Origin of the sequence: Xanthobacter tagetidis (assembly GCF_003667445.1) — a bacterium.
Lineage (GTDB): Bacteria > Pseudomonadota > Alphaproteobacteria > Rhizobiales > Xanthobacteraceae > Xanthobacter > Xanthobacter tagetidis.
The window spans coordinates 94,607-102,568 of sequence record NZ_RCTF01000020.1; the positions used below are offsets into that span (position 1 = coordinate 94,607).

General features: G+C 70.6%; 6 protein-coding genes. All 6 read right to left on the reverse strand.

Going from position 1 to position 7,962, the window contains the following annotated elements; all coding sequences use genetic code 11:
• Positions 1-133: 133 nt before the first annotated feature.
• Positions 134-2,305 (reverse strand): polyribonucleotide nucleotidyltransferase, encoded by a 2,172-nt coding sequence (gene pnp / locus D9R14_RS19520; protein WP_121625026.1) that lies wholly within the window; start codon positions 2,303-2,305, stop codon positions 134-136.
• 245 nt (positions 2,306-2,550) lie between these two features.
• Complete coding sequence (gene rpsO, locus D9R14_RS19525) at positions 2,551-2,820, reverse strand: 30S ribosomal protein S15 (protein WP_121625027.1); 270 nt, start codon at positions 2,818-2,820, stop codon at positions 2,551-2,553.
• A gap of 211 nt (positions 2,821-3,031) precedes the next feature.
• A complete protein-coding gene (locus D9R14_RS19530) occupies positions 3,032-3,349 on the reverse strand; it encodes an SH3 domain-containing protein (protein WP_121625028.1) in 318 nt (105 codons plus the stop codon).
• 114 nt (positions 3,350-3,463) lie between these two features.
• Positions 3,464-4,567 carry a tRNA pseudouridine(55) synthase TruB gene (truB, locus tag D9R14_RS19535; RefSeq protein WP_394010923.1) on the reverse strand — a complete coding sequence of 368 codons (1,104 nt, stop codon included), beginning with the start codon at positions 4,565-4,567 and terminating at the stop codon, positions 3,464-3,466.
• 83 nt (positions 4,568-4,650) lie between these two features.
• The gene (gene rbfA / locus D9R14_RS19540) at positions 4,651-5,088 is read right to left on the reverse strand and encodes a 30S ribosome-binding factor RbfA (protein ID WP_121625029.1); all 438 of its coding nucleotides are present in this window, start codon (positions 5,086-5,088) and stop codon (positions 4,651-4,653) included.
• 256 nt (positions 5,089-5,344) lie between these two features.
• A partial coding sequence (infB, locus tag D9R14_RS19550) for a translation initiation factor IF-2 (RefSeq protein WP_245420900.1) occupies positions 5,345-7,962 on the reverse strand: 2,618 nt, incomplete at its 5' end.

Below are 7,962 nucleotides of genomic sequence, written 5' to 3' on the forward strand. Positions count from 1 at the left end.
GAAGAAAAATGATTCGCGCGCGCGGTATTTGCGCCCGCGTGCGCCCGCCAAGGATGATGCGGGATGACCAGGGTGCTGAAACGAAGAAGGGCGGCCTCACGGCCGCCCTTCTCGTTCATCGCTGGAACGGGGATCACTCCGCCGCGCCGGCCTCGCCCTTGGAGCCGGCCTCGCGCTCGGCCTTGGCCTTGGCTTCGAGGTCCTCGCCGGTGGTCTGGTCGACCACCTTCATGGACAGGCGGGTCTTGCCGCGCTCGTCGAAGCCCATGAGCTTCACCTTCACCTTGTCGCCTTCCTTGACGACGTCGGAGGGCTTCGCCACGCGCTCGTTGGCCATCTGCGACACGTGGACGAGGCCGTCCTTGGAGCCGAAGAAGTTCACGAAGGCGCCGAAGTCCACCACCTTCACGACCGTGCCCTCGTAGATCTGTCCCACTTCCGGCTCGGAAGCGATGGACTTGATCCAGTTGATGGCGGCCTTGATGGCCTCGCCATTGGCGGAGGCGATCTTGATGGTGCCGTCGTCCTCGATGTTGATCTTGGCGCCGGTCTTCTCGACGATCTCGCGGATCACCTTGCCGCCGGAGCCGATCACTTCGCGGATCTTGTCCACGGCGATCTTCATCACCTCGATGCGCGGGGCGTGCTCGCCGAGTTCCGCGCGGGCGGTGGTGAGGGCCTTCGCCATCTCGCCGAGGATGTGGACGCGGCCGTCCTTCGCCTGGGTGAGGGCGACCTTCATGATCTCCTCGGTGATGCCGGCGATCTTGATGTCCATCTGGAGCGAGGTCACGCCCTGCTCGGTGCCGGCCACCTTGAAGTCCATGTCGCCGAGGTGGTCCTCGTCGCCGAGGATGTCGGAGAGCACGGCGAACTTGTCGCCTTCCAGGATCAGGCCCATGGCGATGCCCGCCACCGGGCGGCGCAGCGGCACGCCCGCATCCATCAGCGCCAGCGAAGTGCCGCAGACGGTGGCCATGGAGGACGAGCCGTTGGACTCGAGGATCTCCGACACCACGCGCAGGGTGTAGGGGAACTCGTGCTTCAGCGGCAGCATGGGGTGGATGGCGCGCCAGGCGAGCTTGCCGTGGCCGATCTCGCGGCGGCCGGGCGAGCCCATGCGGCCGGTCTCGCCCACGGAGAAGGGCGGGAAGTTGTAGTGCAGCAGGAAGTGCTCCTTGTAGGTGCCTTCCAGGCTGTCGATGAACTGCTCGTCCTCGCCGGTGCCGAGGGTGGCGACCACGAGGGCCTGCGTCTCGCCGCGGGTGAACAAAGCGGAGCCGTGGGCGCGCGGCAGGATGCCGACCTCGGAGACGATCGGGCGCACGGTGCGCACGTCGCGGCCGTCGATGCGGATGCCGTCGTTCAGGATGGCCCAGCGCACGATGTTGGCTTCGAGCGCCTTGAACACCTCGGAGACCACCTGCGGGTTCGGCACCTGCGTGCCGTCCTGCGCCAGCTCCTCGTAATATTTCTTCACCTTGGACTTGGCAGCGCCGACGGCGGCGTAGCGGTCCTGCTTCTGCTTGATCTTGTAGGCGTCGCGCAGGTCGGCCTCGGCGATCTCCTTGACCTTCGCCTCGATCGCGGAGACGTCGGCCGGCTGGAAGTTGCGCGGCTCCTTGGCGGCCTTCTCGGCCAGATTGATGATGGCCTGGATCACCGGCTGGAAGTGGCGGTGGCCGAACATCACCGCGCCGAGCATGATCTCCTCGGGCAGTTCCTTGGCCTCGGACTCCACCATCAGCACCGCGTCGCCCGTGCCGGCGACGACCAGGTCGAGCGCGCTCTCCTTCACCTCGTCGAGGGTGGGGTTGAGCACGTACTCGTTCTCGATGAAGCCGACGCGCGCCGCGCCCACCGGGCCCATGAAGGGCACGCCGGAGAGGGTGAGGGCCGCCGAGGAGGCGACCAGCGCGACGACGTCGGGGTCGTTCTCGAGGTCATGCGCCAGAACGGTGACGACCACCTGGGTGTCGCACTTGTAGCCGTCCGGGAACAGGGGGCGGATCGGGCGGTCGATCAGGCGCGAGACCAGCGTCTCCTTCTCGGAGGGACGGCCCTCGCGCTTGAAGTAGCCGCCGGGGATGCGGCCGGCCGCGTAGGTCTTTTCCTGGTAGTTCACGGTCAGGGGGAAGAAGTCCTGGCCCGGCTTCGGCTCCTTCGCCGAGACGACGGTGGCGAGAACCTTGGTGTCGCCGTAGGTGGCGAGCACGGAGCCGTCGGCCTGGCGGGCCATCTTGCCGGTCTCCAGGATCAGCGTGCGGCCGCCCCAGTCCAGCTCTTCGCGATGGATGTCGAACATCGTGTGGTCTTTCTCTTCAGCGGACGAAGAAAAAGAGCCATGAGCAAGACGGCCGGACGCGCCGCGCGGCAGGGCGCGTCACGGGGCCCCTCCGACGGTTGCGTCCGGCGATCCTGCCATGGCTCGATTTCTGCCTTCGCGTGCCCGCGGCAGGCCCCATGCCCGCCGCGCCGGCGCGCCGCGATGGATCGCAGCGCGCGATATTCCGCAGCGCCGGCCCTTCCGGCCGGCGGCGGGAGGGGGCGTCAGCGGCGGATGCCGAGACGCTCGATCAGGGACTTGTAGCGCCCCTCGTCCTTCTTCTTCAGATAGTCGAGGAGGCTGCGGCGCTGGGAGACCAGCTTCAGCAGGCCGCGGCGCGAATGGTTGTCCTTGGCGTGGGTCTTGAAGTGCTCGGTGAGGTTCGAGATCCGCACGGTGAGGATCGCCACCTGCACCTCCGGCGAGCCGGTGTCGCCGCCCTTGGTGGCATATTCGGTGATGAGCGCCTGCTTGCGCTCGGCCGTGATCGACATCGGATGATCCTTTCAGATGGAGAAATAAGGGTGCACCGAAGCCCGCGCGATCGAGCCGGGGGGGCGTCCGGTGCACGTTCGGCCTGGCCGGGATGTCGTCCAGCGCGGTCGAACAAGCGCGAAATGCGGCGCCGAAGGCACCGCTCGCGCGGCGGACTATACATATTTGCCCGCAGCGTGCCAGCGGAATGTTGCAACTCGGGCGCCGCCCTCAGGAGCAGGCGAGATAGTCGCGGAACACCCAGCCCAGCGGCTGGCCGGTGTCGATGGCGACCACATAGGCCCACGTCTTGCCCTTGCCGTCGGTGGCGTCGGCCTCGATGCGCACCAAGGTGCCGTTCTTCACCTGGCCGAGGATGTCGCCATAGGGGCCGCTGCGCACATTGAGCGGTGTCCCCGTGGGGTCGGCGGCCCGGCACCGGCTCTGAGCCGACGCCGGAAGGCTCGCCATGACCGCGAGGACGCCGGCGAGCAGCCCGCAGGCGACGTGGCCGGCGGGCGGGCGGCGGATGGCGGGGGAGGCCGTCATGGGACACCTCGGGCTGGGGCGGTCATCGACCGAGGCGGGGTCGCCCCGGCCGCAGCCCCAAAGTGTAGCAGAGCGGAGTGTAGCAGAGCGGCGCCCCGCGCGAGGGCGCCGGCCTCACTCTCCGTGCTGGCCGCCGCCGGCCTCGCCGCGATGTTCGCCGCGGTTGCCGCCTTTGCCCGGCCCCCTGCCCGCGCCTTTGCCGCCTCCATTGCCGCCTCCCTTGCCGCCTCCCTTGCCGCCCTGGCGCGCCCAGTTGAATACGCGGTGGGGGAACACCTCGCCGCCCTCCACGTCGCCGATGGCGATCAGGGCGCCCTGGCAGAACACGCCCGCATGGCCGTGCATCACCGGCGCGTCGCGTCCGCGCAGGATCACGCTCTGGCCGCAGCGCAGGCGGTGGGCGTCGGGCGGGGTGACGTTGAGGCGCGCCAGCTCCTCCAGCGCGATCTCCACCGGGTCCAGCGCTTCGGCGAGCGCCGCCTCGCCATCCTCGGCGCGCGCTTTCAGTTCGTCGAGCGGAACGAGATCCTCCTCCAGGAAGGCGCCGACGCGGGTGCGCCGCAGCGCGCTCACATGGCCGCGGCAGCCGAGCATGCGGCCGAGGTCGCGGGCGATGGCGCGCACATAGGTGCCCTTGCCGCACTCCGCCTCGATCACCGCGTGGTCGGCGTCCGGCCGGTCCACGAGGGCGATGGAATGAATGGTGACGGGGCGCGCCTCCAGCACCACCTCTTCGCCCTCGCGGGCGAGGTCGTAGGCGCGCTCGCCGCCGATCTTGAGCGCCGAATAGGCCGGCGGCACCTGCAGGATCTCGCCCTTGAAGGCCTCCAGCATGGCGCGGATGTCGAGGTCGTCGGGCCGGCGCTCGTCGGTCGTCACCGGCTTGCCCTCGGCATCGTCGGTGTCGGTCTCGATGCCGAAGCGCACCGTGAAGCGGTAGGACTTGCGGCCGTCCATCACGTAAGGAACGGTCTTGGTGGCCTCGCCGAAGGCGATCGGCAGGCAGCCGGAGGCGAGCGGGTCGAGCGTGCCCGCATGGCCCGCCTTCTTGGCCCCGAACAGGCGCTTGACGATGCTCACCGCCTGGGTGGACGTGAGGCCGGTGGGCTTGTCGAGCAGCACCCAGCCGTCGAGGTCGCGCTTCGGGCTGCGCGGGCGATCGTCGCGGCCGCGCTGGCCGCGGGGCATCCCCTCGCGCGGCACCCCCTCGCGCGGCATGGCGTCGGGGAGCATCACGCCCTCGCGGGGGGCGCCGTCGCGCGGCTCGGTGGGTTCGGGACGCGGAGCGGTGGCTGCGGCGGTCATTCTTTGTCGGTCTCGTCGTCGCGGGGTTCGGGGGCGTCGGTCGGATGGTCGATGTCGCGCGCCACCTGCGGCGAGCGCAGCAGCGCGTCCATGCGGGCGGCCTCGGCGAACGAGGTGTCCTCCAGGAACCGCAGGTCCGGCACGGACTTCAGCTCCACCAGGCGCGCGATCTCCATGCGCAGGGCCTTGCGGTTCGCAGCCAGCGCCTTGATCACCGGCCGCACGTCCTTGCCGCCGAGCGGCATCACGTAGCAGGTGGCGATCTTCAGGTCCGGCGACATGCGCACTTCCGGCACCGTGATGATGTGGCCGGCCAGCACCGGGTCCACATGGTCGCCGCGCTGGAGCACCTGGGCGAGGGCGTGACGCACCAGCTCGCCCACGCGCAGCATGCGCTGGGAGGGGCCGCCCCCCGTGCGGGTATCAGGTTTCATGGGTCTGTTCTCTTTGGGCGCCGGGCCTGGGCCGCGGCACCTTCTCCTTCAAGGGGGAGCGGGCGGGGTTGGACCGTGCCGCTCCGGTTGGATTCGTCGTGGCAAGCGCCGCCTCGGCTCGACAGGCCATGCCCGGGCTCGTTCCGGGCATCCACGCCGCGCCGCCTGCAGGAGGCCTGCACGCTTGTGCCCGGCCGCCGGGCGTGGATGGCCGGGACAAGCCCGGCCATGACGGTTCAGCGAAGAGCGTCCCGTCTCACAGCGAGCGCTGGACCACCTCGACGCGGAAGCACTCGATCACGTCGCCCGCACGCATGTCCTGGTAGTTCTCGAACGACATGCCGCAGTCCTGGCCCGCATGCACCGTGTTCACCGCATCCTTGAAGCGGTTGAGCGTGGCAAGCTTACCCTCGTGGATCACCACGTTGTCGCGGATGAGGCGCACGTGCTGGCCCTTCTCCACGACGCCGTCGGTGACGGTGCAGCCGGCCACCTTGCCCACCTTGGAGACCGCGAAGATCTCCTTGATGAGGGCGTTGCCCAGCATGGTCTCGCGGTTGATGGGCGCGAGCAGGCCGCTCATGGCCTTCTTCACGTCATCCACGAGGTCGTAGATGATGTTGTAGTAGCGGATCTCGATGCCCGCCCGGTCGGCCGCGTCGCGCGCTTCCTTGTTGGCGCGGACGTTGAAGGCGATGATCGCGGCGCCGGAGGTCTCCGCCAGCGTCACGTCGCTCTCGTTGATGCCGCCCGCTCCCGAATGGATGATGCGGGCCTGCACCTCGTCGTTGCCGACCTTCTCCAGCGCGCCGATGATGGCTTCCACCGAGCCCGACACGTCGCCCTTGATGATGAGCGGGAATTCCTTCCGGCCGGTCGCCTTGACCTGGCTCATCATCTGCTCGAGCGAGCCGCGCACGGTCGCCGACCGCGCCGCCGCCTTCTCGCGCTTCTGGCGCTGGCGGTATTCGGTGATCTCGCGGGCCCGGGCCTCGTTCTCCACCACGGCGAGGCGGTCGCCCGCCTCCGGGGTGCCGTTGAAGCCCAGCACCTCGGCCGGGAAGGACGGTCCCGCCGAATCCACGTTGGCGCCGGTATCCGAGATGAGGGCGCGCGCGCGGCCCCATTCGGCGCCGGCCACCACGATGTCGCCGACCTTCAGCGTGCCGCGCTGGACCAGGACGGTGGCCACGGGGCCCCGGCCGCGGTCGAGCTTGGCTTCCACCACCGTGCCCTCGGCGGGGCGGTCCGGATTGGCCTTGAGGTCCAGCAGTTCCGACTGCAGCGCGATGGCCTCGAGCAGCTTGTCGAGGTTGAGGCGCTCCTTGGCGGACACCTCCACCTCGAGCGTCTCGCCGCCCATGCTCTCCACCTGCACCTCGTGCTGGAGCAGCTCGGTGCGCACCCGCTCGGGCTTGGCGCCGGGCTTGTCGATCTTGTTGATGGCCACGATCAGCGGCACCTTGGCGGCGCGGGCGTGGTTGATGGCCTCCACGGTCTGGGGCATCACGCCGTCGTCCGCCGCCACCACCAGCACCACGATGTCCGTCACCTTGGCGCCGCGGGCGCGCATGGCGGTGAAGGCGGCATGGCCGGGGGTGTCGATGAAGGTGATCTTCGAGCCCGAGGGCGCGGTCACCTGGTAGGCGCCGATGTGCTGGGTGATGCCGCCGGCTTCTCCGGACACCACGTTGGCCTTGCGGATGGCGTCCAGCAGCGAGGTCTTGCCGTGGTCGACGTGACCCATGATGGTCACGACGGCAGGGCGCGGCAGCATGGTCTCCATCGCGTCCGGCGTGTCGAACAGGCCTTCCTCGACGTCCGACTCCGACACGCGGCGCACCGTGTGGCCGAGATCGGTGGCGATCAGCTCGGCGGTGTCGGCGTCGACCACGTCGGTGATCTTCAGCATCTGGCCCTGCTTCATCAGCATCCGGATCACGTCGACCGCCCGTTCGGACATGCGGTTGGCGAGTTCCTGGATGGTGATGGTCTCGGGCAGGATCACCTCGCGGGCGATCTTTTCCTTGGTCTCCTGCTGCCGGTGGCCGGTCATGCGCTGGGTGCGGCGGCGGAACGAGGCGAGCGAACGCTGGCGCTCCTCCTCGCCCGACTGGGCAGTGACGAGGGTGAGGCGGCCGCGCTGCTTCTCCTGGCCGGCGGGGGCGCGGGGAACCTTGACGGGCGGAGCCGGACGCGCGCCGGGGCCGCGGCGGACCGCGCCGCGGCGCTCCTCTTCCTCGCTCTCGGTCGTGCCGGCCGGGCGGGGGGTGAGCGGGCGGGCTGTCGTGGCGGTGGTGGTCGCGGCGCCGCCGGCGGGACGGGCGCCCTGCTCCTCGCCGAAGCGCTTGCGCGCCTCCTGCTCGGCGCGGCGCTTGCTCTCGTCGTCGTGGGCGCGGCGGCTCTCCTCCTCGCGCTTGCGCGCTTCGGCGGCCTCGCGCTCGGCGCGTTCGGTGCGGTCGCGCTCGGCGCGGCGGCGGGCCTCGGCCTCCGCGGCGCGGCGCTCCTCGGCCATGCGCTGCTCTTCCACGGCGCGGGCGCGGGCGTCGGCGAGCGCGCTGGCGCGGGCGTTGCGCTCCTCGTCGGTGAGGGTGCGCAGCACCACGCCCGAGCCGCCGGGACGCTGCTGGGTGGAGCGGCCGGGAGGGCCGCCGGCGCGGCGGGCATCACCGCCTGCGCCGGGACGGCCGGCCGGGCCGGAACTCTGGCTGGAACCCTGGCCGGGGCGGGCCGAGCCGCCGGCCGAGCGCTGCGGCGCCGACGCGCCGGAGCGCGAGGACGCGGCGCCGGACGCCGTGCGGGTCGGCGGCGCAGCCTCGGCTCGGGCCGGGGCGGCGGGTGTCTTGGGCGCGGCGGGCGCCTCGGCGGCGGCGC